This is a genomic window from Limimonas halophila (assembly GCF_900100655.1).
Taxonomy (GTDB): domain Bacteria; phylum Pseudomonadota; class Alphaproteobacteria; order Kiloniellales; family Rhodovibrionaceae; genus Limimonas; species Limimonas halophila.
In genome coordinates this window covers 1-26,161 of the sequence record NZ_FNCE01000009.1, presented here as the reverse complement: position 1 = coordinate 26,161, position 26,161 = coordinate 1, and the positions used below count along the sequence as shown (strand labels likewise).

Sequence of the window (26,161 nt, the reverse complement as noted above, 5' to 3'; positions counted from 1 at the left end):
CCGCACCGTCAGGCGGCGGCGTTGCCCTGCGGGTCGATCCAGCCGATGTGTCCGTCGGCGCGACGGTAGACCATGTTGAACCCGCCGTGCCCGGCGTTGCGGAACATCATCGCCCCCTGATCCGCCAGATCCAGGCGCATGACCGCTTCGCCGACCGTGAGCGTGGGGATGTCGTGCGGCATCTCGGCCACCACCGCCGGCTGGCCGTCCGCGGCCTCCGGGCCGGCGCCGTCGCCGTCGCCACCATCCGGCGCGGCCTCCTCTTCGGGCTCGCCGGACAGCACGACCTGCCGCGCGCGTTCCGTGGGGCCGCCGCCGTCGTCCTTGTGGTGGTCGCGCAGCCGCCGCTTGTGCCGGCGCAACCGCTTCGCCAGGTGCTCGGCCGCCCCGTCGAAGGCGTCGTACGGCCGGTCGGCGCGCGCCTCGGCCGCCAGGTCGAGCCCGCGCCCGATCTTGGCGATCAGCCGCGCGTGGTACATCGGGCCGTCGCGGGCGATCGTCACCGAGGCCTCGATGGCGTCGCCGAAGTACTTCGTGAAGATCCCGCTCAGGCTCTCCTCGATATGGGTGCGCAGCGCATCGCCGATGTCGAGGTGCCTGCCGTGGACGGACAGGTGCATGGCTTTCGATCCCAGCCCGTTACGCCCATTCGTGTTCCGCCGCGACCCTCGCCTGCGCGGAAGGCCGCGACGCTAGGCCCGCCGGCCGGGGAAGTCAACGACCGCCCCATCCGGCGAGCGTAACGCCCCGGACGCGGCAATCAAAAGCCGAAACCGCCCGGAACGCCGCGGCTCACGACGCCGCCGCCTTGGCCCGCTTGCGCCGGCTGGACGACGGAATGCCCATGGACTCGCGGTACTTCGCCACGGTCCGGCGTGCAATATCGATCCCCTCGCCGCGCAGGATCGTCACAATCCGGTCATCCGAAAGAACCTTGCCCGGGGTTTCGGCGTCGATCAGCGCCTTGATGCGGTGGCGCACGGCCTCCGCCGAGTGCGCCTGCCCGTCCGAGCCCTGGATGGCGGCAGTGAAGAAGGACTTCAACTCGAAGGTGCCGCGCGGCGTGGCGATGTGCTTGTTGGCCGTCACGCGCGAAACGGTGGACTCGTGCATGTCCACGCTTTCCGCCACCTCGCGCAGCGTCATGGGGCGCAGGAACTCGATCCCCTTGACGAAGAAGAGGTGCTGGCGGCGCACGATCTCGCGCGTCACCCGCAGGATGGTCTGCGCCCGCTGGTCCAGCGCGCGCGTCAGCCAGTTGGCCGATTGCAGGCGCTCGTTGAGGTAGCGCGTGTCGTCCTTGCTGCGCGCCTCGGCGGCGATGCGGGCGTAGTAGCGGTTGTTCACCAGCACGCGCGGCAGGGTGTCGCGGTTCAGCTCCACGGTGAAGCCGCCGTCGGGGTGGCGGTGCATCAGGATGTCGGGCACCACCGTCTGCGCCGTGCCGCCGCCGAAGGCCAGCGCCGGCCGGGGATCGAGCGCGCGCAGCTCCGCCAGCATGTCCGAAAGGTCGTCCGCCTCGACGCCGCACAGGCGGCGCAGGCGGTCGAACTGCCGGTCCTCCACCAGCGCCAGGTTGTCCATCAGCGCCTGCATCGCCGGGTCCAGGCGGTCGCGCTCGCGCAGCTGCGCGCTCAGGCACTCGGCCAGCGAGCGGGCGAACACGCCCGTCGGGTCGAGCCCCAGCAGGCGTTGGCGTACGGACTCCACGGCCTCGGCGTCCGTGCCCAGCAGCGCCGCCAGCTCGTCCACGCCGGCGGCGAGGTAGCCCGCTTCGTCCAGGTTGTCGACGAGGCTTTCCGCGATGGCGCGCTCGCGCGCGTCGGCGACCAGCGGCAGCGCTTGGTTCAGCAGGTGATCGCGCAGCGTGACGGAGTCGGCGAGCCGCTGCTCGAAGCTGGCGATCCCGCCGTCGTCGTCGCTACCGCCACCGGCCGGCATGCGCGACCAGTCGGCAAGCTGGGGCGGCGCCCCGTCCCAGTCGCCGGCATCGCCGCCGCGGTCGTCCAGGTCGTCCTCGTCGCCGCGCCGGGACTCGGCCGGCGCCACGTCGCGCTCCGTCTCCTCGGAGGCGGCGTGTTCGAGCAGGGGGTTCTGCTCGACCTCCTGATCGACGTAGGCCGCCAGGTCCAGGTTCGCGTACTGCAGCAGCTTGATCGCCTGCTGAAGCTGCGGCGTCATCACCAGGGACTGGCTCTGCCGCACCTCCAGCCGCTGGCTGATCGCCATGGGCCTCTACCCCTGGAACACCTGAGCGGCGAGTCTCACAAGCTGAACCTTTCCCCGAGGTAAACGCGGCGGACGTCCTCGTGCGCCACGATCTCGGCGGGCGAGCCCTCCATGAGCACGTGGCCCTCGTGAAGGATGTACGCCCGGTCCACGATGTCCAGGGTCTCGCGGACGTTGTGATCCGTAATGAGGACCCCGATCCCCCGTTCCTTGAGGTGCTTCACCAGTTCGCGGATCTCGCCCACGGCGATGGGGTCGATGCCGGCGAGCGGCTCGTCCAGCAGGATGAAGCTGGGCTGCGACGCCAGGGCGCGGGCGATCTCGGCGCGCCGCCGCTCGCCGCCGGAGAGCGCCGCGGCCGAGGTGCCCCGTAGGTGGGTGATCGCGAACTCTTCCAGCAGCTCGTCCAGCAGTTGGCGTCGGCGCTTGCGGCCGGGCTGGACCACCTCCAGCACGGCGCGGATGTTCTGCTCCACCGTCAAGCCGCGGAAGATCGAGGGTTCCTGCGGCAGGTAGCCGATGCCCAGGCGCGCGCGGCGGTACATCGGCAGGTCGGTGACGTCGTGGCCGTCCAGGGTCACCCAGCCCTGATCCGGGGTCAGCAGCCCGGTCATGATGTAGAAGCAGGTGGTCTTGCCCGCCCCATTGGGGCCCAGCAAGCCCACGGCCTCGCCGCGCTGAACGGCGACCGTTACCCCGCGCAGGACGGGGCGCTTGCGGAAGCTCTTGGCGATGTCGATGGCGGCGAAGCCCGTGCGCTCGGCCAGGGCGCGCGGGGCCGAGCGGCCGTCCGCCTGATCGGTGAGCACGGACTCCCCGCCGCCGGCGGCGTCCGGCGCCAGCGGGCGCCCCTCTTCGATCCCGGCCTCGTCGGTCCCCTGGCGCATGGCGGCGTCAGCCCGAATTCCCGGCGCCTTCGGACGCCGGCTCGACGGTGGGCTTCTCGATCAAACCCCGCACCCCGGTCTCGGCGTCACCTTCGGGCGCGGCGGCGCGCAACTCGCTGCGGCCGGAGGCCATATCGACGCGCGCGTAGCCGCCCTGCAGGCGCGTGCCCCCGCGCTCCAGGCGCACCGAGCCGAACAGTTCGGCGACGTCGGCGCCCGTTTCGTACACGCCGGTTTCGGCGCGCGCGTTGCCGTCGGCCAGGCGGATGCGAACGTTGTCGAAGGCCTCCAGGCGCGTCAGCTCGCGCGCCTCGCCCTCGCCCGTGAACACGGCCTGGATCACGCGGGCGCGCAGTTCACGGTCACCGCTGGTGGCGACGGCGTTGCCGCGGGCCACGGCGAGATCGCGCCCGGGCCAGAATTCCAGCCTGTCCTCGGCGGTGACCGTGGCGCCGTTCTCGGTTTCCAGGCGCAGGTCGTCGCCCAGCATGACGACGACGGGCTCGTTCAGGTCGTAGATGCCGCGCGCCCCCATCACGGTGGCGCTGGGCGTGGTGACGCGGACGCCCCCGGTTGCCTCCACGCGGTAGATCTCGGTGTTGCCGGCGCCCAGCAGGCCGCCATCCGCCTCGCTGTCGCCCTCGCCGTCATCGCCCGCCTCGCGGTAGAAGGCGACCAGCTTGTCGGCGCTGAGCCGTTGATCCTTGTGCCGGGCGACGGCGTTGCCGCGGGCGACGTAGGTCTGCTCCGTGCGGTGCCATTCCAGGCTTTCTTCCGCCGTGATGCGCAGATCGCGGTCGATCTCCAGGGTGCTGGTCTGCGCCCAGGCGGCGGCGGGCAGCAGCAGCGCGAGTGCAGCGGCGAGCAAGCGTGGCGCGGTCACGACGCGCCCCCATTTTCCGTGGCGTCGAGGGTCACCTGACTTCGCCCAGTGAAGATCACCGTGTCGCCGCCGTCCAGCACGCGCATGCCCTGGGCGTAGACGGTTCCCGCCGGCCCCTGGCCCACCACCGGGCGGTCGGACACGACCGTGCCGGCCTTGAGGTCCACCTCGGCGGCGCTGGTGTGCAGCATGTAGCCGCTGCTGTGGCGGACGGTCACGTTGCCGTTGAGCGTCAGCGTCTTGGTGTCGCGGTGGTAGTAGCCGGACTTTGCGCCCGCCGCGAGGCTGCGCCCGTTGTCCAGCGTGATCGTCCCCTGCGGCTGAGCGAGGTAGACGCGCTTGCCATCCGCGCCGGTCTGCTTGGCCCGTTGCGCGCGCACCGAGAAGGGGCGGTTCTTGTCGTCGCGCCCGACGTAGCGCGGGTCGGTCATCGCCAGCTCGTCCGAGCTGCGGGTCACGCTGGAGCCGTTGACCGGCTCCAGCCCGTTCCGGGCCGGGAAGAGCCGCGGCCACACGATGACCAGCAGCACGAGCCCCACAGCCAGGATCGGCAGGCCGATCTTCAGCGCGCCGGACACGACCCCGTAGCCGCTGCGCCAGACCCGCCGCGGCGGCTGACCGCCCCCCGGCTCGGTGTCGCTCTGCTGTGCGGCGTCGCCGCGTTTGCCCATGCGCCGTTCCTCTTCGTCACGGCACCGGCTTCAAGCCACCCCGGCGCGCAAGCAATCGTGAATGTGCAGGATGCCCACGGGACGGTCGACTGCGGTGCCTCCAGCGCCCTCGACGGCGCGGCCCCCATCCGCATCGGGGCGGCTCCCGTCGTCACGCACGACGAAAAGGCTGGTGATGGCATCGCGATTCATCAACCCGAGCGCTTCCGCGGCGAGCGTCTCCGGGCGCACCGTCTTGGGCGCGCTGGTCATGACGTCGCCCGCCCGCCGCGACAACAGATCGTCCGCCATGTGCCGGCGCAGGTCGCCGTCGGTGATGATGCCCGCGAGCGCGCGGTCGCCGCCCACGATGCCGACGCAGCCGAACTTGCGCGCCGTCATCTCCAGGATGGCGTCGCTCATGGGCGCGTCGGGACCGACCAGCGGCATCGCCTCCGGCCCGTGCATAATGTCGCGCACCTGAACCAGGCGGCTGCCGAGCGTGCCGCCGGGGTGCAGCAGCTGGAAGTCCCGGCTGGAGAAGCCCGCGCGCTCCAACAGCGTGATGGCCAGGCAATCGCCCAGGGCGAGCATCATCGTGGTGGAGGTCGTGGGCGCGAGGCCCATGGTGCAGGCCTCTTCCGCGTCCGGCAGCTGGAGCACGCAGTCCGCGTGGGTGGCGAGCGTGCTTTCCGTCTTGGCCGTCACGGCGATGAGCGGGATGGAAAACCGCCGGGCGTAGGCGATGAGGTCCGACAACTCCGCGGTGTTGCCGGAGTGCGACAGCGCGATCACCGCGTCGGTGGCGGCGATCATGCCCAGGTCGCCGTGGCTCGCCTCGCCGGGGTGGACGTAGAGCGCGGGCGTGCCGGTGGAGGCGAAGGTCGCCGCCATCTTGCGGGCGATGTGGCCGCTCTTGCCCATGCCGGTGACGACCACGCGCCCACTGGCGGCGCGGATGATGTCCACGGCGTGGGCGAAGCTGGCGTCCAGGCTCGCGGCCAGCGCCTCCAGGCCCTGACGTTCGAGGGCGAGCACGCGCCCGGCGGCGGCGATGTCGCTTCGCGTTTCGGGAGAATCGGGGTGTGCGTTGGGCGCCATGCGTGCGCTCACACTCTCGCCATTCGCCGGAACGCGCCCGGCGCATCCAAGGCATCGTGATACCGTCGCACGATCAAAGCGTCCAGCACGACACCTTCCACCCCACGCGGGCGGTGCGCTACCGTTCGCGCGTTCGACCACACAGCCAGGTGCCGCATGTACCCGCATCACGAGGACGACGCCCGCTTTCCCACCCGGCCGGAGGTGGAGCCGCCGCGCGCCGCCGACGACGGCCTGCACACCACGGTGATGGCGATGTGGATCGCCCACCTGGTGGGCGTCTTCACCAACGGGCTGGGCAACGTCGTGGCGGTGGCGATCGCTTACGTGAAGCGCGAGGACGCGCACGGCACGATCTACGCGGACCACTTCGCCAAGGCGATCCGCTACTTCTGGATCGCGGCCGGGATCTACGTCGTCGGCTGGGTGCTGGTCTTCGTGGTGGTCGGCGCGCTGGTGCTGCTGGGCCTGTCGATCTGGGTGCTGATCTTCTCCATCCGCGGCATCCTGCGCACGCGCGACCGCCGGCCGTACGGGCCGTGATCCCGGATTAGTGGTGCGCGAAGATGTCCACGCCGTCCCAGCCGGCCACGTCCAGTTCGGCACGCCAGGGCAGGAAGTCGAAGCAGGCGCGCGCCATCTCCGCCCGGCCCTCGCGCTCCAGCAGCGCGGCCGTGCGCTCGCGGAGCTGGTGCAGGTAGAGCACGTCCTGCGCCGCGTAGGCGAGCTGGTCGCGGCTCAGCTCCGCCGCGCCCCAGTCGCTTGACTGCTGCATCTTGGACAGCTCCACGCCCAGCAGCTCCAGGCACAGGTCCTTCAGGCCGTGCTTGTCGGTGAAGGTCCGCGTCAGGCGCGAGGCGATCTTGGTGCAGAACACCGGCCGGCAGGCCACGCCGAAGTGCTGCTGCAGGTGCGCCACGTCGAAGCGGGCGAAGTGGAACAGCTTCTCGACCCCCCGGTCGGCGACGAGCGCGCGCAGGTTGGGCGCGGGCGCCGTGCGGTCGCGCACCTGGACGATGTGGGCGTCGCCGTCGCCGGCGGAGAGCTGGATCACGCACAGCCGGTCGCGGTTGAGGTTCAGGCCCATCGTCTCGGTGTCGATGGCGACCTGCGTGCCGAGGTCGAGATCGGCGGGGATGTCGTTTTCGTGCAGATGGATCGCCACGGCGCGCCTCCTGGCTTGACCGGATCGGGCGAACGGTAGACGCCGACGGCGGGCTGTCAACGCCCCGCGCCGGCGTGCTATGCGTGCGCGCGCTTGGCCCCGCGCCGGCCCGGCCCTACCTTGACGGGCGCGATCGCGCGGCCGGCCGGGCACGCGCGGACACCACGGCTTCGGGAGGCGACGGGCGCGATGGAACGCACGGCGACGGTTTTCGGCGGCTCCGGCTTCATCGGGCGCTACATCGTCAAGCGGCTGGCGAACCAGGGCTACACCGTGCGCGTGGCGGTGCGCGACCCCGAGGCCGCGCACTTCCTGCAGCCCATGGGCAACGTGGGCCAGATCGTGCGCCTGCCCGTGGCGGTGCAGGACGACGACGCCGTGCGCTGGGCGCTGGAAGGCGCCGACGTGGCCGTCAACCTCGTCGGCATCCTGCACGAGACGGGCGGGGTCCAGACCTTCGAACAGGTGCAGGCCCAGGCGCCCGCGCGCATCGCCAAGGCGGCGGCCGACGCGGGCGTGAAGCGCTTCGTGCAGCTCTCGGCCCTGGGCGCCGACCCGGAGTCGCCCTCGGTCTACGCGCGCACCAAGGCCATGGGCGAAAAGGCGGTGCTGGAAGCCTTCCCGGACGCCACGATCCTGCGTCCCTCGATCGTCGTCGGCCCCGAGGACAGCTTCTTCAACCGCTTCGCCCGCATGGCGACGCTGTCGCCGGTGATCCCGCTGATCGGCGGCGGCACCACGCGCTTCCAGCCCGTCTACGCCGGCGACGTGGCGGACGCGGCGATGGCGGCGCTCACGCGCGCCGACGCCAAGGGCCGCATCTACGAGCTGGGCGGCCCGCGCACCTACACCTTCAAGCAGCTGATGGCGCTGATGCTGGAGCAGATCCGGCGCAAGCGCCTGCTGCTGCCCATCCCCTTCGCGCTGGCGGAGATCCAGGCCGCTATCCTGGAACACCTGCCGAGCCCGCCGCTGACGCGCGACCAGCTCAAGCTGCTCAAGGTGGACAACGTGGTCGGCGGCGAGCAGCCGACCTTCGCCGACCTGGAGATCTCGCCCCAGGCGATCGAGGCGGTGCTGCCGCGCTACATGGACGTCTACCGCCCGGGCGGACGCTTCAACGTCCGGCGCCGCGTGTCCTGACCGTCGCCGGACCGGACCCATGGACGCACAGCCGCAGACGGCCGGGGTTCAGCTCACGCTCGCCGTGCCGCGGGCCGCGCAACCGGCCTTCGAAACCATCCTGGAAGGCATGGGCGGGGCCATCGTCTCCGGCGCGCCGGACGATCAGGGCCACGTCCCGCTGACGGTCTACTTCGGCGAGGCGCCGGGAACGGACCAGCTCGCCGACGCCATTGCCGCCGCCGCCGAGGCGGCGGGCGTGCCCATGCCCGCGCACAGCGTCGAGCCCCTGCCCGACGTCGACTGGCTGGCGCGCAGCTACGAAAGCCTGCCGCCCATCCGCGCGGGCCGCTTCCTGGTCTACGGCGAGCACAACGCCGACGCCGTGCGCCCGGCGGGCAGCATCGCCTTTCGCGTGGAGGCCAACCAGGCCTTCGGCACCGGCCATCACGAGAGCACGCGCGGCTGCCTGCTGGCGATCGAGCGGCTGCACAAAGCCGGGCTGCGGCCGAAACGCGCCCTGGACATGGGCACGGGCACGGGCCTGCTCGCCCTCGCCGCCGCGCGGCTGTGGCGCTGTCCGGTCGTCGCCGCCGACAACGACGCGGTCAGCGTGCGCATCGCGCGCGAAAACGCGGCGCTCAACCGGTGCAGCAAGCACATCACGGCGATCCACAGCAACGGCTACGAAGCCCCCGGCGTTCGCCGCAACGCACCCTACGACCTCGTGCTGTCGAACATCCTCGCCGAGCCGCTGGGCGACATGGCCGGGGATCTGGCCCGCCACCTCGCGCCGGGCGGCTACGCCGTGCTCGCCGGCATCCTCGACCGCCAGGCGCAGCGCGTCTTCCTGCGCCACCGCGCGCACGGCCTGATCCTGCACGGCCGCATCCGCATCGACGGCTGGACCACGCTGATCCTGCGCAAGCCGGTGTGAGCCGGGCGCTTATACGCATGCGCAATGAGCGGAACTCATGGCCTCATTCTTTCTTTCTCCTGAAGGAGAAAGGACCCTGGCGAGACTCCGCTGGTACATCCTCGGCTTGTCGTAGGTTCCGCTCAAGGAGCGTCCAGATTACACGTAGGGCGTGTGCGTGCGCAGCTCCAGGGTGACGCGTTCGCGCGTGGCCGAAAGCGTCTTCTGCGCCCGGCGCGGCACGGGCATTTGCAGGCTGGATGCGAAGAGGATGAGCGCGGCCGTGATCTCCTCGGCGTTAAACGTTACCCGGCGGGTTTCCAGCGACAGCTTCACCTCCACCTCGTTGCGCCGGGTGATCTCCACGCCCACGGCGCCGCCGTCGCCGGGTTCGATGCGGCCGGTCCGGGTGCCGTAATCGCGCAGCGCGACCTGAAGCTCGCGCTTGTCGAAGGTGATTTCCCGGTACTCCTCGGCCACGCGGTCCTCCGCACGCGCGGTGAACATCGACGCCGAGGGTACAACCACGGGCGCAGGGCGCAACACGGCAGCTTTCGACCGACAGCCGTGGCGCTTCAGCGATGGAAGCGCGCCACCAGCTCCAGATGCCCGGACCAGGGGAACTGGTCGATGGGCCGCACCTCCGCGAGCGTGTAGCCGCCCTCCACCAGCAACCGCGCGTCGCGGGCGAAGGTGTTGGCGTTGCACGACACCGCCACGACCGTGGGGACCCGTGAGTCCGCCAGCTCGCGCGCCAGGGCCTTGGCGCCCGCGCGCGGCGGGTCGAAGACCACCCCGGCGAAGGTGTCCAGTTCCTCGGCGGCCGGTGGCTCCTCGACCAGATCGCGCACCTCGGCCGTCACCGGCCCGGCGTAGTCGTTGCGCCGCGCCGCCTGCCAAAGCGAGGCGATGGCCGCGCGCTCGCCTTCCACGGCGTGCACGGGCTGGTAGCGCGCCAGGGGGAAGGTGAAGGTGCCGCAGCCGGCGTAGAAGTCCGCCAGCGGTCCGCCCGCGTCCTTGAGCCAGCCCGTCACCGCCTCGATCAGCGCCGTCTGCCCCTCGGCCGTGGGCTGGAGGAAGGAGCCGGGCTCCGGCTCCACCGCGATCTCGCCGAAATGCACGAAGGGCGGCCGGCGGATGGAGACGGGCTCGGCCTCGATTTCCTCCGGGTCCAGCTCGATGGGCAGCCAGGTGACGCGCGCCAGGTCCTGCTGCTCGGCCAGCGCGGCGAGCGCCTGGCGCGCGTCCAGGCCCGGCGGCCGGTGCGAGCGCACGAGCACGTCGACGCCGTTGTCCGCGTCGAGCAGGGTGACGCTCGCGCTCTCCCCGCCCTTGAGCAGATGGCGCAGGGCGTTGCTCAACCCCGGCAGCACCTCGACCAGCCGCGGGCGCAGCACGTAGCAGGTGGTGATGTGCTCCAGGACGTGGCTTTCGCGCCCGTGGAAGCCCAGGTCCACGCCGTCGCGGCGCGCCTTGGCGGTGAGCGTGGCGCGGCGCCGCGTGCCCGCCGGCACGACCGTCAGCTCCGCGACGTTCGGCTCGCCGCCGTCCGGCCCGCGAACGCCCTCGCGCTGGAGCGCGTTGAGCACCTGCTGGCGCTTCCAGGTGCGGTAGGCCTCCGGCGCGAGGTGCTGGAGCGTGCAGCCGCCGCACGGCCCGTAGTGCGGGCACACGGGCTCGACGCGGTCCGCGCTTTCGCTGAGCAGCTCGATCAGCTCGCCTTTGTACCCGGCGGATTTCGCGCCGGTCAGCTTGACGCGCGCACGCTCGCCGGGAAGCGCGAAGGGCACGAACACCGGGCGGCCGTCGTGCTGGGCCACGCCGTCGCCGCGCGCGCCCAGCCCCTCGATGGTGAGCTCCGCCTGCTTGCCGCCGCCGCGTCGGGCCTTGCGCCGCATGGCGTGATCTTCCCCGTGCGTTTGAAATTGAGGCGGACGGGCGATGTAGCCGGTGGCCGCAGCCGACGCAATGATTCAGGGTGGAGCCCGGCGCCGGGGCCGCCGCGCGCCGCCGATCGCCACCCGCGGAGACCGCCGTGATGCGCCTGATCCTGTTCCTGCTCAAGTGTGCCGTGGGCTTCCTGGCCAGCGTCGGCCTGATCGTCATCCTGCTCGCCGTCGCTGCCGGCGTGGCCTGGGAAGAGCTGAAGGACTTCGGCCCCGCCGAGCCCGAGGTGCCGCAGCGCGCCGTCGTCTCCATCGACCTGACGCGCGGCGTGGCCGAAACGCCGGCCGCCAACCCGCTCCGCCGCGCCGCGGGCGACACCCCGCTGGTGCTGCGCCGGGCCGTGGACACCATCCACACGGCCGCCGACGACCCGCAGGTGAAGGCGTTGGCCGTGCGCGTGGGGCGCGGCGGCCTGGGCATGGCGCAGGCGCAGGAGGTGCACGCCGCCGTCGAGGCCTTCCGCGAAAGCGGCAAGCCGGCCCACGCCTTCGCGGAGACGCTGAGCGGCGGTGCGGCGGGCACGATCCACGCCTACCTGACGAGCGCCTTCGACCGGGTGTGGCTGCAGCCCTCCGGCGACTACGACCTGATCGGCTTCCAGGCGCAGAGCGCCTTCCTCAAGGGCGCGCTGGAGAAGCTGGGCGTGACCCCGCGCGTGGATCAGCGCAAGGCCTACAAGGGCCTCGCCGACCGCTTCACGGCCGAGGACATGCCCGAGCCGCAGCGCGAGAACCTGGGGCGGCTGGTCGACGGCCTGATGGATCAGGTGGTGCGGGCGCTGGCCGAGGGCCGCGGCCTGGACACCGGCCAGGTCCGAACGCTCGCCAAGAATGCGCCGCTTTCCGCGGAAGCCGCGAAGGACGCCGGCCTCGTCGACACCCTGGGCTACCGCGCGGAAATGGAAGCCGCGTTGATGGAAAAGGCCGGTGAAGCCGCCGAGCCGATCGCGTTCGACGTCTATGCCGCCGCGCGCGACGACCGCGCCCCCGAGGACGCGCCGCGCGTCGCCGTGGTGGACGCGCTCGGGCCCGTCACGGCCGGCGAGAGCGACGGCAGCCCGCTCATGGGGCCGCAAACCATGGGCGCGGACACCGTGAGCACAGGCGTTCAAAACGCGCTGAAGGACGACGCGGTGCGGGCCATCGTGCTGCGCGTGAGCAGTCCCGGCGGCAGCTACGTCGCCAGCGACACCATCTGGCACGCGGTCAAGCAGGCGCGCGAGGCGGACACGCCCATCGTCGTCTCGATGGGCGACATCGCGGCCTCCGGCGGCTACTTCGTGGCCGCGCCGGCCAACCGCATCGTCGCCGCGCCGGGGACGCTGACGGGCTCGATCGGCGTGGCCGGCGGCAAGTTCGTGCTCACCGGCCTTTGGGACAAGCTGGGCGTGAGCTTCGACGGCGTGCAGACCGGCCCGCGCGCCGACTACTGGAGCCCCAACAGCGACTTCTCCGAGGCGGAGTGGAAGCACTTCCAGCAGTCGCTGGACGATACCTACGCCGACTTCACCAGCAAGGTGGCGCAGGGCCGCGGGCTGTCCGAGGAGGCCGTCGCCGAGGCGGCGCAGGGCAAGGTCTTCACGGGCGCGGACGCCAAGGCGATGGGGCTGGTGGACAGCCTGGGCGGCTTCCGCCACGCGGTCGGCGTTGCCAAGCAGCTCGGAGAGATCCCCGGCGACCGGCGCGTGCGCCTGGAGCCGTTCCCGAAGCCCGAGGACCCCTTCCGCCGCTTCCTGCAACAGGCGCTCAGTGGCCGCATCGCCAGCCCGGCGGCGCGCAACCTGGCGCGCGTGGCGGAAACGCTGCGCCCGGTGGTCGACGTCGTGGACATGCTGGACAGCCGCGGCCGGCTGCGCGCCACGCCCGCCGCGGAAGCCGTGGGAGATCCGGGAAGCGCGGCGCGGTCAGGGCGCTTTACGCCGCCTCAAGGCAGCTGACGATCTGTTCCACGGTGGAGCCGGGACCGCGCAGGGGCAGGCGCACGGCCTCGTAGGCGATGCATGGGCGCTTGGGGCGGTGAATGGTGTTCGCGCCCGCCGTCGGGCCGTGCTTGCCCACGGTGGTCGCCAGCGCCCCGGCCACGTGCACGCCAAGCGGGCCAAGGTGGCGGTGGTCGACCCAGCAGCCCGTCCAGTCCTCGCCGATCAGCGCGACGATGTCGGACCCCACAAGCCGTACACGAAAGCGCACCGGATTGCTAACGACATCCAGCACCAGGAGGTGGCGCGCCAGCCGCGGCGTCGAGAAGGCGCCGACGTCGGCGCCCCGCGGCAACTCACCGTCGACCCCCTGGCCCCGCCGCCACTCGATCAGGGCGTCGCGCGGCGTGCGCGCACCGACCATGCCGGGCGTGAGTTCGCGCGGTTCGTGGCGCTCAAGCGGCAACCGAATCGCCCCCGACCATTACGCTTGGTGATCGAAACTAGCACACGCCGAAATCCGCTGAAAGATTCTCTTCAGTAAGCGAGGGCCCGGTTCAAATACCTATCAACGGTTGAAACTCGGCCCGGCAGCCCCCGCTTACAGCGCCTGCACGCACGCGAGGATCTGGGTGATCGCCTGCGCGTCACCGGCCAGCGGCAGCCGCACGACCTCGTATTCGACCCGGCCGTGGCGGTCGCGGTGCAGGGTGTTGGCACCGGCCGTCGGCGCCCGGCTGTCACGCGTCGTTTCCAGCGCAGCGGCAACGTAGCCGCCCAGGGGACCGAGGTTGTGGGCGTCGACGCTCAGCCCCGTCCAGTCCGCGTCCAGCAGGTCCACCACCCCGGTGCCGAAGAGGCGCACGCGGAAGCCCACCGGCGGCGGGTAAACGTCGAGAATCATCAGGTGGCCGAGCAGGCCGGGAATCGTCAGGGGGTCGAAGTCCGCGCGCGTGGGCAGCGCGCCGTGCAGGCCGTGCCGGCGCTGCCATTCGATGAGCGCTTCGCGCGGCTTGGCCGCCCGGAGAACGTCCGGCGGCAACCGGCGCGCTTTCGTGGCGTCGAGGTGCACCCGGGGTACCCCTTTGCGGCGGTTTCGAGCCTCCAAATTAGCTCAAATTGAAAGAACCGGCAAACCTTCCACCGCCGTCAGGTTTGCCCGTCGCGAATGGCCGCGAGCAGGAACTCGCGGTTGCCGTCCGGCCCGGTTACGGCGCTTTCCTCGAGCCCGAGCACGCGCCAGCCGGGCTGCGCGGCCAGCCACGCGCGGATTTTCTCGCACGCTTCCCCGTGCAGCGCGGGATCGCGCACGACGCCGCCCTTGCCCACGCGCGCCTTGCCGACCTCGAACTGCGGCTTGATGAGCGCGAGCAGGCGCGCACCCGGCGCCGCCAGGGCCAGCGCGGGCGGCAGGATGGTCAACAGCGAGATGAAGCTGGCGTCGGAGACGATGAGATCGACGGGTTCGGGCACGTGCTCGGTCGTCAGGTTCCGGGCGTTGGTGCGCTCCAGCACGGTGACGCGTTCGTCCTGGCGCAGCTTCCAGGCGAGCTGGCCGTGGCCGACGTCCACGGCGTAGACCCGCGCGGCGCCGCGCTGGAGCAGGACGTCGGTGAAGCCGCCCGTCGAGGCGCCCAGGTCGAGGGCGACCGCACCCGTGGGGTCGACGGCGAACTGGTCCAGCGCCGGGGCCAGCTTCAGGCCGCCGCGGCTGACCCAGGGATGATCGCGGCCCTTCACCGAGAGCTCGGCGTCCACGGCGAGCTGCTGCCCCGCCTTCATCACCCGCTGGGTGCCCGCGTAAACCGCGCCCGCCATGATGAGCGCCTGCGCGCGGCTACGGCTGTCCGCCAGCCCCCGGTCCACAACCAGCTGATCCGCGCGCCGCTTGTCCCTCGCCATGCACTTCCCCGTGCTGCCGGTCCGCGATCTGGGGATCGGGATGCCCGTGTTGACCCCTGACCCGGCCGGTCACCAGCGCCGGGCGCCGTCCTTCAGCCAGGCGTGGCAGGTCTCGCCCATCATCGCCGCCTGGGGCTTGAGCTGGGCGACGATGATGCCGTCCTTCGGGTGGACGTGCTGGCGCAGCTCGTCGCGGATGCGGCTGGCCTTCGCCTCGCTGTCGAGCAGCCAGACGCGCGCCTGCGGGCGGCAGTGGACGTAGCGCTTCAAGGCGTCCGTCAGCCCGCGGTACGCCTTGTCGTCGCGCGTCAGGTCCAGGGTCACGAGATAGATGGCCATGCCGGCGCCTCCGTCCGCAGCGGATCGGAACCCGCCACAGCGCGGCGCCGGCGGCAAGGGGCGGCGGTCACACCGCCAGGTACTTGCGGCGGATGTCCTCGTCGTGAAGCACGGTGTCGGGCTTGCCGGTGTGGACGATGTGGCCCTCGTCCAGGATGGCGCAGCGGTCGGCCAGCCGCAGCGCGGCGATGGCGTTCTGCTCCACCAGGATGGTGGTCATGCCCGTCTGCTTCACCATCGTCAGGATGTTTTCGATCTCCTGCACGATCTTGGGCGCCAGCCCTTCGTAGGGCTCGTCCAGCAGCAGGAGGTGGACCTTGCGCGCCAGCGCACGCCCGATCGCCAGCATCTGCTGCTCGCCGCCCGAGAGCGTCGTCGCCATCTGGCGCCGGCGCTCGGCCAGGCGGGGGAAGTGCTCGTAGATCTGGTCCAGCGTCCAGCCGGGGCTCTTGGCGACCTGGGCGACGATCAGGTTCTCCTCCACGGTCAGGCCGGGGATGATGCGCCGGTCCTCGGGCACGATGGAGATGCCGGCCTGGGCCGCCTCGTGTGTCTTCATGCTGTGCACGGGCTGGCCGCGCAGGTAGATCTCTCCCTTGCGCAGGGCGGGCTGCGAGGCGCGGGCGATGGTGCGCAGCGTCGAGGTCTTGCCCGCGCCGTTGCGCCCCAGCAGCGCCAGGATCTCGTTGTCGTGCACGTCCAGGTTCACGCCCTGAACGATGTAGCTCTCGCCGTAGTAGGCGTGCAGATCCCGGCAGGTGAAGTAGGGCTGCGCCCCGGTTTCCTGTGCTGCGCTCATTCGTGCGCGCCTCCCAGATAGGCCTCGTGAACGGCCGGATCCTCGCGCACCTGCTCGGGCGCGCCGGACGCGATCACCGTGCCCTGGTGCAGGACGGTGATCTTGTCGGCGAGCGAGAACACCACGCCCATGTCGTGCTCGATCACGATCTTGGTCATGCCCTTCTCGCCGATGCGTTTGAGCACCTGGATTGTGTTCTGGGTTTCGTGCTGGGCCATGCCGGCGGTGGGCTCGTCCAGCAGCAGCATGCGCGGGTTGTTCGCCAGGCAGATCGCCAGCTCCAGGCGGCGCTTGTCGCCGCGGGCGAGGTGGCCCGCCGGCATCTCCCGCTGATCCGCCAGCCCCACCTCGGCGAGCCGCTCGGCCGCGGCGTCGCGCTGCTGGCGCATGCGCCGGGGATGCTGCAGGAAGTTGGGCTTGAAGGCGCCGTCCCGGTGCGCCAGCGCCGCGATGGTGACGTTTTCCAGGCAGGTCATGTCGTGAAAGATCTCGGGCGTCTGGAAAACGCGCGCGATGCCCTGCTGAACGATCTGGTGCGGCTTCAGGCCCAGCAGCGACTGCCCGGCGAAGGTCACCGAGCCCATGTCCGGGGTCAGGCGGCCGGTGATGGCGTTGATCAGCGTGCTCTTGCCCGCGCCGTTGGGCCCGATGATCGCGTGCGCCTGCCCTTCTTCCACCTGCAGGTCCACGTTGGACAGGGCGGCGAGGCCCCCGAAGCTCTTGGAAACCCCCTGGAGGTCCAGAAGCGCCATGCGGTCCCCGTCTCCTTCTCGCTCGTGAGGGTTGGCCGGGCCGGTCATTCGCCCGGCGATTCCTGGACAGCGTCCCGGCCCGCGGCAGTCTCGCCGTGGCTGGCCGAGGTGCGTGCCGCGCCGCCCGAACGCCGGACGAACAGCGCCACACGGCGGATGCCGTCGGCGATCCCGCCCGGCAGGAAGATCACGAAGGCCATGAAGATGGCGCCCTGGATGAGCAGCCACTGCGCGATCGTCGCGGAGAGCACGTTCTCCAGGTAGAGCACCACGGCCGCCCCGATCATGGGCCCGAAGAGCGTGCCCAGGCCGCCGATCACCGACATCATCACGACCTCGCCCGAGGTCGCCCAGTGCAGGCTGTGGATCGGCACGTAGGTTTCGTAGATGCCGAAGAGGATGCCGGCCAGCGAGGCGAAGATGCCGCTGATCACGAAGGCCATCAGGCGGTAGCCGCGCACGTTGATCCCGGTGTACTGCAGGCGCGTTTCGTTCGATTTGATCGCGCGCAGCATCAGCCCGTAGGGCGAGCGCGCGATGCGCCGCGCGACGTAGACCGCGCCCACCCCGATCACGGCGATGACCGGATACATGACGTGCCAGCCCGACAGCGTGGCGCCGAAGAACTCGGCGTAGGGAATGCCGGTCAGGCCGTTGTCGCCGCCGGTGATGTCCTGCGCCGGCGAGAGCGCGATGAAGTAGAACATCTGCGAGAACGCCAGCGTCAGGATGGCGAAGTAGATGCCGTGGCGGCGCAGCGTCAGGTAGCCGATGACGACGGCCACGATCGTGCCGGCGATCACCCCGAAGACGATGGCCGCCAGCGCGTTCGTCGTGACGTGCTGGAGCGTCAGCGCGCCCGCGTACATCGACACGCCCCAGAAGGCGGCGTGGCCGAACGACAGGAACCCTGTGAAGCCCACAAGCAGGTCGAAGCCCAACGCGAAGATCGCCCAGACCGCGATCTGGACCGCCAGCTCGCCGTAGCCGCCGATCAGGGGCAGGATGAACGGCAGCAGGGCGAACGCCAGCACCACCCCCGCCATGACCGCGGTTTCGCGGCTGGCGGACATCGTGCGCAGGGGACTGATCATTCCATCACTCCCTTCAGGCCCATCAGCCCGCGCGGACGCCAGAGAATGACGACGGCGGCGACCACATAGAGGATGACGTCGGACAGCGGCGGATAGAGCATCACCGTCAGGCTCTTCGCCACGCCCAGCAGCAGGCCCGCGACCACCGCGCCCGGAATGCTGCCCATGCCGCCGATGACGACGACGAGGAAGGACGGCACCAGCACGTGCATGCCGACCTCGGGGACGACGCCGGTGGTCGGCGCGCCCATCACCCCGGCGATTCCCGCCAGCAGCGCGCCCAGCCCGAAGACGATGGAAAACCGCTGGGTGACGTTGATGCCCAGGAACTTGAGCATCTCGGGATCGCGCATGCCCGCGCGCACCACCAAGCCGAAGCGCGTGTAGCGGAACAGCAGGAAGAGCGCGAGCACCACGGCCGCGGTCACCCCGATGATCAGCAGCCGCCAGGGCGGGTAGAAGCCGATGCCGATGTCCACCGGAATCGCCGCCCACGTCGGGATCTTGTAGGGCAGGTTGGTGCCGCCGAAGATCCAGCGCATGAGTTCCTGAATCACCAGCGCCAGGCCGAAGGTCACCAGGATCTGATCCGTGACGGGGCGCTGGTAGAAGTAGCGGATGAGCCCGCGTTCCAGGGCGATCCCGATGACGAAGAGGGCGAGCGGCACCGCGATGAAGGCGGTCCAGTGGCCCGCGTAGGAAATAACCACGAAGCCCAGGTAGGCGCCCAGCATGTAGAGCGCGCCGTGGGCGAAGTTGACGACACCCAGGGTGCCGAAAATCAGCGTCAGCCCCAGCGCGATGAGGACGAAGATCGCCCCGCGCTGCAGGCCGGAAACCATTTGAAGGGCAAAATCAGCCAGCTCCATCCGGGTCCCCCGCTGGCGCGGCCACCCCGGAACGCCGAAGCGCGCACCGGGGTGGCTTCAATGCCTTGTCCGTGGAATGCCGTGTCGGCCCGGACGCGTCGTCAGGCGGGCTTGTAGTCGCCCAGCTCGCCCGAGAAGAAGTCGCAGGCGTAACTCACCTGCTTCTCCGGCACCTGCGAGACGATCTTAAGCAGATCGAACTCGCTCTCGGCCTCCGACGGGGCCTTGCCCTGCACGACGAGCATGTCCTTGAAGCACTGGTGGTCACAGGCGCGGTAGGTGGTCTTGCCGTTGCCCATGCCGTCGAACTCGTGGTCCTCCAGCGCCTTGATGACGGCCGGCGGATAGAAGGTCTCCGCCCGCTCGACGGCGTCCGCGTACAGCAGGGTCTGGACGTAGGCCGTGTGCGCGGCCTGGGACGGCGGCTGGCCGTACTCCGCCTCGAACGCCTTCTTGAAGGCATTGGAGCCGGCGTCGTCCAGCTTCCAGTTCCAGTTCTGGCTGCCCAGCACGCCCTCGATGTTCTCGGCGCCGGCCCCCTGGGCCATGAGGCGGCTGTACAGCGGGACGACGATCTGCATCTCCTTGCCGCCCACGGACTTGCCCTTCATGCCGAAGCGCACGGCCTGGGTGATGGAGTTCACCATGTCCCCGCCGTAGTGGTTCAGCACCAGCACGTCGGCGTCCGAGTTGAGCACCGCCGTCAGGAACTGGCTGTAGTCCGAGGTGCCCAGCGGGGTCATGATGTTGTTGACCGTCTTCCAGCCCTGGCCCTCGGTCGCGTTCTTGATGGACTCGTACTGCGTGTGGCCCCAGGTGTAGTCCGCCGTCAGGTGGAAGGCCTTGCGGTCCTCGCCGTACTGCTCGGACAGGATGGGGCCGAGCGCCTGGCCCGACATGTAGGCGTTGAAGAAGTGCCGGAAGCCGTAGCGGCGCCGGTCCTTGCCCGTGGTGTCGTTGGAGTGCGTCAGCCCGGACATGAAGATCACGCCCATCTGCTGGGCGAGCGACTGCTGGGCGATCGCCACGGCGGACGACGATCCGCCCGAGTACATGATGACGCCGTCGCGCTCGATCATGCGGCGCGCGCTCTGCCGCGCGGCGTCGGGGTCGGTCTGAGTGTCGCCGGTGACGAAATCGATCTTCTTGCCCAGCACACCGTTGCCGGAGAGCGCGGTCGGCTGCATCGTCTCCAGCATGCCGCCGCCCTCGTTGAGGTGCTTCACGGCCAGCTTGTAGGCGCGCAGCTCGTCCTTGCCCTCATCGGCGTAGGCACCCGTCTGCGGCACGTTGAAGCCGAACACGGCCGTCTTGCCCTTGATGGGGAAGTTGCCGATGGCTTCCTCGGCGAACGCGCCGCGCACGAAGTGATACGGCATCTTGCCGTTGGCGAGGATGGCGCCGAGCCCGGCGGTCCCCGCGGCACCGGCCTTCAGAATGCGCCGGCGCGACCAGGCGGAACCGTTGGTGTTGTCGTCGGATGTCATGAACGCCTCCCGGAGGTTGACCCTGTTCGTTGCTTGTCGATTCGCCGTCGGCCCTTGGCGGTGTTGTGACGGCGTGCGGGCCCGTTGGTTGGGTCGGACCCGTGGTTCGGCTTGCCCCTGTTGAGGCTTATCGGTTGTTGCGCCTTCGCGGCGGTTGGGTCTTCGCGTGTGCTGTTGGTTCTCGTGTGATGTTGCCCTGTGTTGCCTTCGGCCGGCCGCCAGCGTGGGGCGTGTTTGCGCACCACGATCTGGGACCGGCGGGGAGCACGCATCACAAAGGGTACCTGTGGCGAGACGCCACGTCCACAGCGCCCGGACTCACGCCCGCCGCACGAGGTGAAGCGCGTAGCGATTGCGGTCTGCGAAAAAGTCCACTTCGCGCGCAAGGCCGGCGGGATTGAGGTCGCCGTCCAGACCCGTCGGCGTGAACTTGCGGCTGATTTCCGTGAACAGGCTCTCGCCTTCCACGAAAGTATACGTTTCACCCAGCGCCCCCAACCGCGCCGTGTGGCGGCGCACGACGTCCAGATAGGCCTCGATGCGATTGGCCGCGGGGTTGAACACCGCCCGGTGGCGGAAGGCGTCCACGTCGATGTCGCCGTCCAGCTCGCGGTTCAGGACGTTGAGCACGTTGGCGTTGAACGCGGCCGTCACGCCCTCGCTGTCGTTGTAGGCGGCTTCCAGGGTTTCCCGGTCCTTCACGGGGTCGACGCCGAGCAGCAGCCGGTCCTCGCCCCCCATGCACGCGGCGATGTCGCCGAGCAGGGTGCGCGCGCTCTCACCCTCGAAGTTACCCAGCGAGCTGCCCAGGAAGACGAAGAGCGTGCGCCCCGTCCGTGGCGGCAGGTGGTCCAGGCCGGCCGTGTGGTCGCCCGCCAGCGCGCGCACCCGCAGGCCGGGGAACCGCGCCTGCAAGCGCTCGCGCGCCTCGACGAGCACGCTGGCGCAGACGTCGAGCGGCCAGAAGGCGGTGTCCAGGCCGGCGCGCTCGCACGCGGCCAGCAGGGTTTCCGTCTTGCGCGCGCTGCCCGCGCCCAGCTCCACGATGTGGTCCGGGCGCACGCGGTCGATCAGCGCGTCCGCGTGCGCGTCGAGCAGCCCGGCCTCGCTGCGCGTGAGGTAGTATTCCGGCAGCGCGCAGATGCGCTCGAACAGCTCGGCGCCGCGGGCGTCGTAGAAGTACTTGGGCGACAGCTCGCGCGGGCGCTTGGCAAAGCCCGCACGCACGTCCTCGATCAACCCGGACACGCGGCGGGATGGCGGCAGCGGTTCGACGGCGGCGATGGCGGCGTCGGCATCGACGGGGGCGGTCGCGGCGTCGGGACTGCTTGGCGTCACGGTTATCTTCCCCTAAGCCGGTGCGGCCCCTACGTTGCCCGTGTGCTGACCCCTGAGTGCCGAAGCCTCGCACGCGCACTTCGGCCTCACAAGCGCAGCTCCTGTCATCCATTGGAGAGGCCGCCTCGTGTGTCGTCTCGCCGCCTACGTGGGGCAACCCCTCGCGCTTGACCAGTTCCTGCGAACGCCGCCGCACAGCCTGATCGAACAGGCCCACGCCCCGCGGGAAACGCTGTCGGCGACGCTGAACGCCGACGGCGTGGGCGTGGGCTGGTACGCCGACGACGGCGGGCCCGCCGCCTACCGCTCCACCCTGCCCGCGTGGGGCGACGCCAACCTGCCCGCGCTGGGGCGCAGCCTGACGCGCCCCCTGTGGCTGGCGAACGTGCGCAGCGCCACCGACCCGCTGTCCATCGCCGTGGCCAACACCATGCCCTTCGCCGCGGACGGGCTCCTGTTCCTGCACAACGGCTTCCTGAGCGGCTTCGCCGAGGTCGTGCGAACGCGCATGCGCGCCTGGCTGCGCCCCGAGGTCGAGGCGGGGATCGCCGGCACCACGGATTCCGAATACGTCTTCGCCGCGCTGCGCCAGCTCGCGGCGGACGACCCCGGCGCGGACCTCACGGTCCATGTCGAGCGGCTGCTCGGCCTGCTGCGCGATTGGATGCAGGGCGGCAAAGCACTGCTGAACCTGGCCGTGAGCGATGGGACGCGCGTGGTGGCGGTGCGCCACGCCCTGGCCGCGGCGCCGCCCAGCCTCTACGTCCATACGGGGCACGATGGCTTCGCCGGCGGCCGGCTGGTGGCGTCCGAACCGCTGGACGGCGACGCCGGCTGGACGCCCGTGCCGTCCGATCACCTCGTGGTGCTGGAGGCCGATGCCGATGTCGCACGCCGCCCGCTCGCCGGGTGACACCGATCCGGACGGTGTTCCGGGCGAACTCGAAGGTCTGCACCGCGCGACCCGCCGGATCGCGGAAGCGCTGACGCCCGCCGAGGTGGCGAGGCAGTACCATCCCCTGCTCAGCCCCATCGGCTGGCACCTGGGGCACTGCGCGCTGGTCGAGCGCTACTGGCTGCGCGAACTCTGCCTGGGCGAACCGTCCGATCCGGGCCAGCACGCCCTCTACTTCCCGGAGTTCAGCGCCAAGGACAGCCGCGGCCAGCGCGTGCCCGAGCGCGACGCCCTGCTCACCCACGTCGAGCGCGAGCACGCCCACCACCGCGCGCTCCTGGCCGACCCGCCCCCGGCGCTGCGCGACCATCCGCTGATGGCGGACAGCTACCTGCTCCATTTCCTGCACCAGCACCACGCCCAGCACTTGGAAACCATCCGCTTCGTGCTGGCGCAGCGGGCGCACCGCGAGGCACCCGATCCGCACGCGCCCGCAACGCCCGCTCCCGCGATCCCCGCGCCCGAAACGGCGGCCCTGCCCGCGGGCCGTGTCCGCGTGGGCTGGGACGACGTGCGCGCCTACGACAACGAGCGGCCGGCGAGCGAGGTGGATCTCGCCGGCGGCCGCATCGCCCGGCATCCCGTCACCAACGCCGAATGGCTGGCGTTCATGGCCGACGGCGGCTACCGCACCAACCGCTGGTGGAGCGAAACCGGCCAGGCTTGGCGCGAGGCGAACGCCATCGCCGCGCCGGACGCATGGCGTCGGGCCGCGAACGGCGCCTGGGTCGAGGTCACGCCGGACGGCGTGCGCCCGCTCGATCCGGATGCCCCGGTCATGGGCGTAAGCTGGCACGAGGCCGCCGCCTTCGCCGCCTGGGCGGACGCGCGTCTGCCCCACGAGCACGAATGGGAGGCCGCGGCGCGCACCGGCCTGCTCAATGGCACGGGACGGGTCTGGGAGTGGTGCGCCAACGCCCTCTTCCCCTACCCCGGTTTCCGCGCCTTCCCCTATGAGGGCTATTCCGTTCCCTGGTTCGACGGCCGCCACATGATCGCACGCGGCGGCAGCGCCTGGACGCACGACGCCGTCCGCCGGCCCAGCTTCCGCAACTTCTTCGAGCCCGAGGTGCGCCACGCCTTCACGGGGCTGCGCCTGGCCTGGTGAGGCGCGGCGCCGCGAGGTTCTCCATGCGGCTGCGCACCCTCGCGGTACCGCTCGCCACGCGTCTTTGCGCATGCGGTTGTGTACGCGCATCAACCGGACTACAAATAAGACCCCAGCGCGCCGGCCGAGCGCAGCGAAATACGGAGTCGGTGTGCATTTTTGGTTTCATGATAAATCCGGTGACCTGAGGTTCGGGCAAAAAACAGCCATGACGACGTGTTTTTGCCATGCCAAACGCACAGGCCAAGTTGCCTTGCATTCGATCAGGGCCGACTGTTGGTAGGACGGTCGGTCGTTGAGCACACGCACCGTCCTGCGTGCAACCCCGCTTTAAGATTTGCTTCACGACCGTTACATATTGTCATTGGCTAACGACTCTTTTGCTCAAAAAAACCGAGAATCTGGCGCTGAGCCGGGCGCGCGGCCCGGCGAGGAGGAAGCACCATGAGCCAGGACGAGGGTGGTGAAACGCACGAGACGGGCACGGCGGCACCGGCGGGCGCGGACGGCACTGGCGAGACGGCCGCCGGGACGCGCGCCGGCGGGGGCCAGCGCCGGTTCGGGGTAAAAGCGCGCCTCTTCGTCGCCTTCGGCGTCGTCGCCGCGCTCACCGTGGCCGCCGGCGGCGTCGGGTGGTTTTCCTACCGCGCGGTGGACGCCGCCATGCAGGAAGTGTCAACCACCCACGTCCCCCGCATGACGGCGGCCCTGGACCTCGCCCGCAACAGCGAGGCGCTTTCGGCGGCGGCCCCGGTTCTCGCCGGCGCCGACAGCCAGGACGAGCGCAAGCAGGCGCACGCCAAGCTGGAAGAGCGCAGCACCACACTGAACAAACAGGTGAAAAGCCTCGACGGCGCCACGCAAACAACCGACGCCGATCTGGCGGCGCAGGCCGAGCAGCTCGAAAACGTCGTCTACGACCTGAACAAAGCCGTGAAGGCGCGGCTCGCGGCCAAGGCCGACGTCGCCGCGGCCGTGGAAAAGGTGCGCGAGCGTCACACGGCCGTGCAGAAGGCCATCGGCCCCAAACTCGATGAAGCGGACACCGCGCTGCAGAACGGTGCCGCCGACGCCAGCGAGAAAAGCGTGAAGACGCTGAACTCGCTGGTGAAGCAGGATGTCGGCCGGCTGCGCGACCTTCTGGAGTTGCGCGCCAATGCCAATCGCATCATGGCGCTGCTCGCCCAAGTGCCGACGACCAAGCTTTCTTTCTCGGTCAATCCGATCCAGAAAAAGCTCAAGAAGGCCGTCAAGCCCTTCAACGAAAACATCGAGGCCGTTCCCGAGGACGGCAGCAACGGCATCATCTTCGTCGCCGCCGACAAGATTCGCAAAGCTGCCACGGGCGACGAGAGCGTGGGCGCGCTGCACAAGAAGGCGCTGGACGACGAGAGCTTCGCGGGCCGGCGCGACCGGACGCTGAAGTCGGCGCGGCGCATGCACTCCACGCTGATCCAGAACGTCACCAAGCTCGTCGACAAGGCCGAAAAACGGATGCAGACGCAGGCCGAAACCGTCGGCGGCGAAATCTCGGGCCGGATCTCGCAGCTCATCAACGAAGAAGTCTCGGCGCTGCGCGCCTACCTCACGATCCAGAGCGCGACCAACAACGCGGCCGGCATCCTCGCCACCGCCGCGAACGTCGATTCCACCGAGGGCCTGAAACGCCTGGAGAAGCGCTTCCAGGACTCCGCGAACGACATCATCATGGCCATCAACACCCTGGGCTACGGCGAGGAGACCAAGGCTGTGCGCGAAAACGCCAACGCCCTGGTCAGTCTCGGTCAGGGCGACAAGAGCGTGTTCGCGCTGCGGCGCCAGCAGTTGAAAGCGCAGGCCAGCGCACAAGACGCGCTGGACAAAGCGCGCCAGGCGAGCGGGAACCTGTCCGCCAGTGTGGACAAGGTTGTCGCCGCCAGCCGCTCGGCCGTGGACACCGGCACGGCCACGGTGGGCGCCGCCATCACCCAGGGCCGCATGTGGCTGGCCGGGATCGCGGTGGCGAGCCTGGTGATCGCGGGGCTGGTGGCGTGGCTCTACGTGGGCCGCAGCTTCGGGCGCCGGCTGGACCGCCTGACGGCGCAGACGCAGCAGGTCGCGGGCGGCGATCTGGAGGCGGAGATCGACACGCGCGGCCACGACGAGATCTCGGAGATGGCGAGCGCGCTGGTGGTCTTCCGCGACGGCATGGCGGAGGCGCAGGAAGCCAACCGCCGCGCCGACGAGGAGCGCGAGCGCGCGGCCGAGGAGCGCCGCCGGGCGATGCACGAGCTGGCCGACCGCTTCGAGAACGAGGTCGGCAGCATCATCGAGCGCGTGGGCGCGGCGGGCGCCCAGCTCGACGGCACCGCCAACACGATGAGCTCGGTCGCCCAGGACGCCAAGAGCAAGGCCGGCAACGTCGCGGAGGCGGCGGAGCGCGCCTCGGGCAACGTGCAGACCGTGGCCTCGGCCTCGCAGGAGTTGACGCAGTCGATCCGCGAGGTCTCGGACCGCATCAGCCAGTCCTCGGAAACGGCGCGCGAGGCCAGCGGCGAGGCCGACAAGGCCACCCAGCAGGTGCAATCATTGGCGCAGGCGGCGGACCAGATCGGCGACGTCATCCAGCAGATTCAGGACATCGCGGAGAAGACCAACCTGCTCGCCCTCAACGCCACGATCGAGGCGGCGCGCGCCGGCGAGGCGGGCAAGGGCTTCGCC

At 70.5% G+C, this 26,161-nt stretch carries 26 protein-coding genes; 7 read left to right on the top strand and 19 right to left on the bottom strand.

The annotated features are described in order from the left end of the window. Window positions 1-8: 8 nt before the first annotated feature. From hpf to BLQ43_RS11240, 6 genes are all read right to left on the bottom strand, one after another. Entirely contained in the window at window positions 9-620 is a 612-nt protein-coding gene (gene hpf, locus BLQ43_RS11265; protein ID WP_090020900.1) for a ribosome hibernation-promoting factor, HPF/YfiA family, read from the bottom strand. 172 nt (window positions 621-792) lie between these two features. After that, window positions 793-2,229 (bottom strand): RNA polymerase factor sigma-54, encoded by a 1,437-nt coding sequence (gene rpoN, locus BLQ43_RS11260; RefSeq protein ID WP_090020898.1) that lies wholly within the window; start codon window positions 2,227-2,229, stop codon window positions 793-795. A gap of 35 nt (window positions 2,230-2,264) precedes the next feature. Beyond that, a complete protein-coding gene (lptB, locus tag BLQ43_RS11255; RefSeq protein ID WP_090020896.1) occupies window positions 2,265-3,116 on the bottom strand; it encodes an LPS export ABC transporter ATP-binding protein in 852 nt (283 codons plus the stop codon). Window positions 3,117-3,123: 7 nt separating this feature from the next. Beyond that, window positions 3,124-3,999 (bottom strand): LptA/OstA family protein, encoded by an 876-nt coding sequence (locus tag BLQ43_RS11250; RefSeq protein WP_090020894.1) that lies wholly within the window; start codon window positions 3,997-3,999, stop codon window positions 3,124-3,126. Beyond that, a complete protein-coding gene (lptC, locus tag BLQ43_RS11245; RefSeq protein ID WP_090020892.1) occupies window positions 3,996-4,670 on the bottom strand; it encodes an LPS export ABC transporter periplasmic protein LptC in 675 nt (224 codons plus the stop codon). The genes BLQ43_RS11250 and lptC overlap by 4 nt, the downstream gene beginning before the upstream one ends. A gap of 30 nt (window positions 4,671-4,700) precedes the next feature. Further along, on the bottom strand, window positions 4,701-5,750 hold the full coding sequence (locus BLQ43_RS11240; RefSeq protein WP_090020889.1) for a KpsF/GutQ family sugar-phosphate isomerase: 1,050 nt from the start codon (window positions 5,748-5,750) through the stop codon (window positions 4,701-4,703). 156 nt (window positions 5,751-5,906) lie between these two features. Here BLQ43_RS11240 and BLQ43_RS11235 point away from each other — a divergent pair, with 156 nt between their 5' ends. Continuing rightward, on the top strand, window positions 5,907-6,293 hold the full coding sequence (locus BLQ43_RS11235; RefSeq protein ID WP_090020886.1) for a DUF4870 family protein: 387 nt from the start codon (window positions 5,907-5,909) through the stop codon (window positions 6,291-6,293). A 7-nt stretch (window positions 6,294-6,300) separates the two neighbouring features. Here BLQ43_RS11235 and BLQ43_RS11230 read toward each other — a convergent pair whose 3' ends face one another. Beyond that, complete coding sequence (locus BLQ43_RS11230) at window positions 6,301-6,915, bottom strand: ribonuclease D (protein ID WP_090020885.1); 615 nt, start codon at window positions 6,913-6,915, stop codon at window positions 6,301-6,303. Window positions 6,916-7,104: 189 nt separating this feature from the next. On the opposite strand from BLQ43_RS11230, the gene BLQ43_RS11225 reads away from it, so the two are divergent. Both BLQ43_RS11225 and BLQ43_RS11220 read left to right on the top strand, forming a co-directional pair. Continuing rightward, on the top strand, window positions 7,105-8,058 hold the full coding sequence (locus BLQ43_RS11225) for a complex I NDUFA9 subunit family protein (protein ID WP_090020883.1): 954 nt from the start codon (window positions 7,105-7,107) through the stop codon (window positions 8,056-8,058). Between the two features lie 19 nt (window positions 8,059-8,077). Next, a complete protein-coding gene (locus tag BLQ43_RS11220) occupies window positions 8,078-8,974 on the top strand; it encodes a 50S ribosomal protein L11 methyltransferase (protein WP_090020881.1) in 897 nt (298 codons plus the stop codon). Between the two features lie 138 nt (window positions 8,975-9,112). Here BLQ43_RS11220 and BLQ43_RS11215 read toward each other — a convergent pair whose 3' ends face one another. After that, window positions 9,113-9,433 (bottom strand): hypothetical protein, encoded by a 321-nt coding sequence (locus BLQ43_RS11215; RefSeq protein WP_143006267.1) that lies wholly within the window; start codon window positions 9,431-9,433, stop codon window positions 9,113-9,115. Between the two features lie 95 nt (window positions 9,434-9,528). Next, window positions 9,529-10,851, bottom strand: a complete 1,323-nt coding sequence (gene rlmD / locus BLQ43_RS11210) for a 23S rRNA (uracil(1939)-C(5))-methyltransferase RlmD (RefSeq protein ID WP_090020877.1) — start codon at window positions 10,849-10,851, stop codon at window positions 9,529-9,531. Between the two features lie 140 nt (window positions 10,852-10,991). Here rlmD and sppA point away from each other — a divergent pair, with 140 nt between their 5' ends. Next, complete coding sequence (gene sppA, locus BLQ43_RS11205) at window positions 10,992-12,836, top strand: signal peptide peptidase SppA (protein WP_143006266.1); 1,845 nt, start codon at window positions 10,992-10,994, stop codon at window positions 12,834-12,836. Here sppA and BLQ43_RS11200 read toward each other — a convergent pair. The 10 genes from BLQ43_RS11200 to egtD form a co-directional block, all read right to left on the bottom strand. Beyond that, window positions 12,814-13,284 (bottom strand): PAS domain-containing protein, encoded by a 471-nt coding sequence (locus BLQ43_RS11200; protein ID WP_090020873.1) that lies wholly within the window; start codon window positions 13,282-13,284, stop codon window positions 12,814-12,816. The genes sppA and BLQ43_RS11200 overlap by 23 nt on opposite strands. 135 nt (window positions 13,285-13,419) lie before the next feature. Further along, complete coding sequence (locus BLQ43_RS11195; protein ID WP_176758648.1) at window positions 13,420-13,890, bottom strand: PAS domain-containing protein; 471 nt, start codon at window positions 13,888-13,890, stop codon at window positions 13,420-13,422. A 77-nt stretch (window positions 13,891-13,967) separates the two neighbouring features. After that, window positions 13,968-14,720 (bottom strand): TlyA family RNA methyltransferase, encoded by a 753-nt coding sequence (locus BLQ43_RS11190; RefSeq protein WP_090020869.1) that lies wholly within the window; start codon window positions 14,718-14,720, stop codon window positions 13,968-13,970. Window positions 14,721-14,789: 69 nt separating this feature from the next. Beyond that, the gene (locus tag BLQ43_RS11185) at window positions 14,790-15,059 is read right to left on the bottom strand and encodes a hypothetical protein (protein ID WP_090020866.1); all 270 of its coding nucleotides are present in this window, start codon (window positions 15,057-15,059) and stop codon (window positions 14,790-14,792) included. Between the two features lie 67 nt (window positions 15,060-15,126). Beyond that, a complete protein-coding gene (locus BLQ43_RS11180; RefSeq protein ID WP_090020864.1) occupies window positions 15,127-15,858 on the bottom strand; it encodes an ABC transporter ATP-binding protein in 732 nt (243 codons plus the stop codon). Next, on the bottom strand, window positions 15,855-16,610 hold the full coding sequence (locus tag BLQ43_RS11175) for an ABC transporter ATP-binding protein (RefSeq protein ID WP_090020862.1): 756 nt from the start codon (window positions 16,608-16,610) through the stop codon (window positions 15,855-15,857). Before BLQ43_RS11175 ends, BLQ43_RS11180 begins: the two co-directional genes overlap by 4 nt. Before the next feature lie 44 nt (window positions 16,611-16,654). Next, window positions 16,655-17,704: a branched-chain amino acid ABC transporter permease gene (locus BLQ43_RS11170; protein WP_090020859.1), complete on the bottom strand. Its 1,050-nt coding sequence runs from the start codon at window positions 17,702-17,704 to the stop codon at window positions 16,655-16,657. Continuing rightward, on the bottom strand, window positions 17,701-18,573 hold the full coding sequence (locus tag BLQ43_RS11165) for a branched-chain amino acid ABC transporter permease (RefSeq protein WP_090020856.1): 873 nt from the start codon (window positions 18,571-18,573) through the stop codon (window positions 17,701-17,703). Before BLQ43_RS11165 ends, BLQ43_RS11170 begins: the two co-directional genes overlap by 4 nt. Before the next feature lie 101 nt (window positions 18,574-18,674). After that, window positions 18,675-20,060, bottom strand: a complete 1,386-nt coding sequence (locus BLQ43_RS11160; RefSeq protein ID WP_090020854.1) for a substrate-binding protein — start codon at window positions 20,058-20,060, stop codon at window positions 18,675-18,677. Window positions 20,061-20,378: 318 nt separating this feature from the next. Further along, window positions 20,379-21,398: an L-histidine N(alpha)-methyltransferase gene (egtD, locus tag BLQ43_RS11155; RefSeq protein WP_090020851.1), complete on the bottom strand. Its 1,020-nt coding sequence runs from the start codon at window positions 21,396-21,398 to the stop codon at window positions 20,379-20,381. Window positions 21,399-21,525: 127 nt separating this feature from the next. Between egtD and BLQ43_RS11150 the strand changes: the two genes are divergently transcribed. The 3 genes from BLQ43_RS11150 to BLQ43_RS11140 all read left to right on the top strand — a co-directional run. Next, window positions 21,526-22,311 (top strand): class II glutamine amidotransferase, encoded by a 786-nt coding sequence (locus BLQ43_RS11150; protein ID WP_090020849.1) that lies wholly within the window; start codon window positions 21,526-21,528, stop codon window positions 22,309-22,311. Then, window positions 22,283-23,461: an SUMF1/EgtB/PvdO family nonheme iron enzyme gene (locus tag BLQ43_RS11145; protein ID WP_090020847.1), complete on the top strand. Its 1,179-nt coding sequence runs from the start codon at window positions 22,283-22,285 to the stop codon at window positions 23,459-23,461. Before BLQ43_RS11150 ends, BLQ43_RS11145 begins: the two co-directional genes overlap by 29 nt. 444 nt (window positions 23,462-23,905) lie before the next feature. Further along, window positions 23,906-26,161: methyl-accepting chemotaxis protein (locus BLQ43_RS11140; RefSeq protein WP_090020845.1), on the top strand; the 2,256-nt coding region annotated here is incomplete at its 3' end.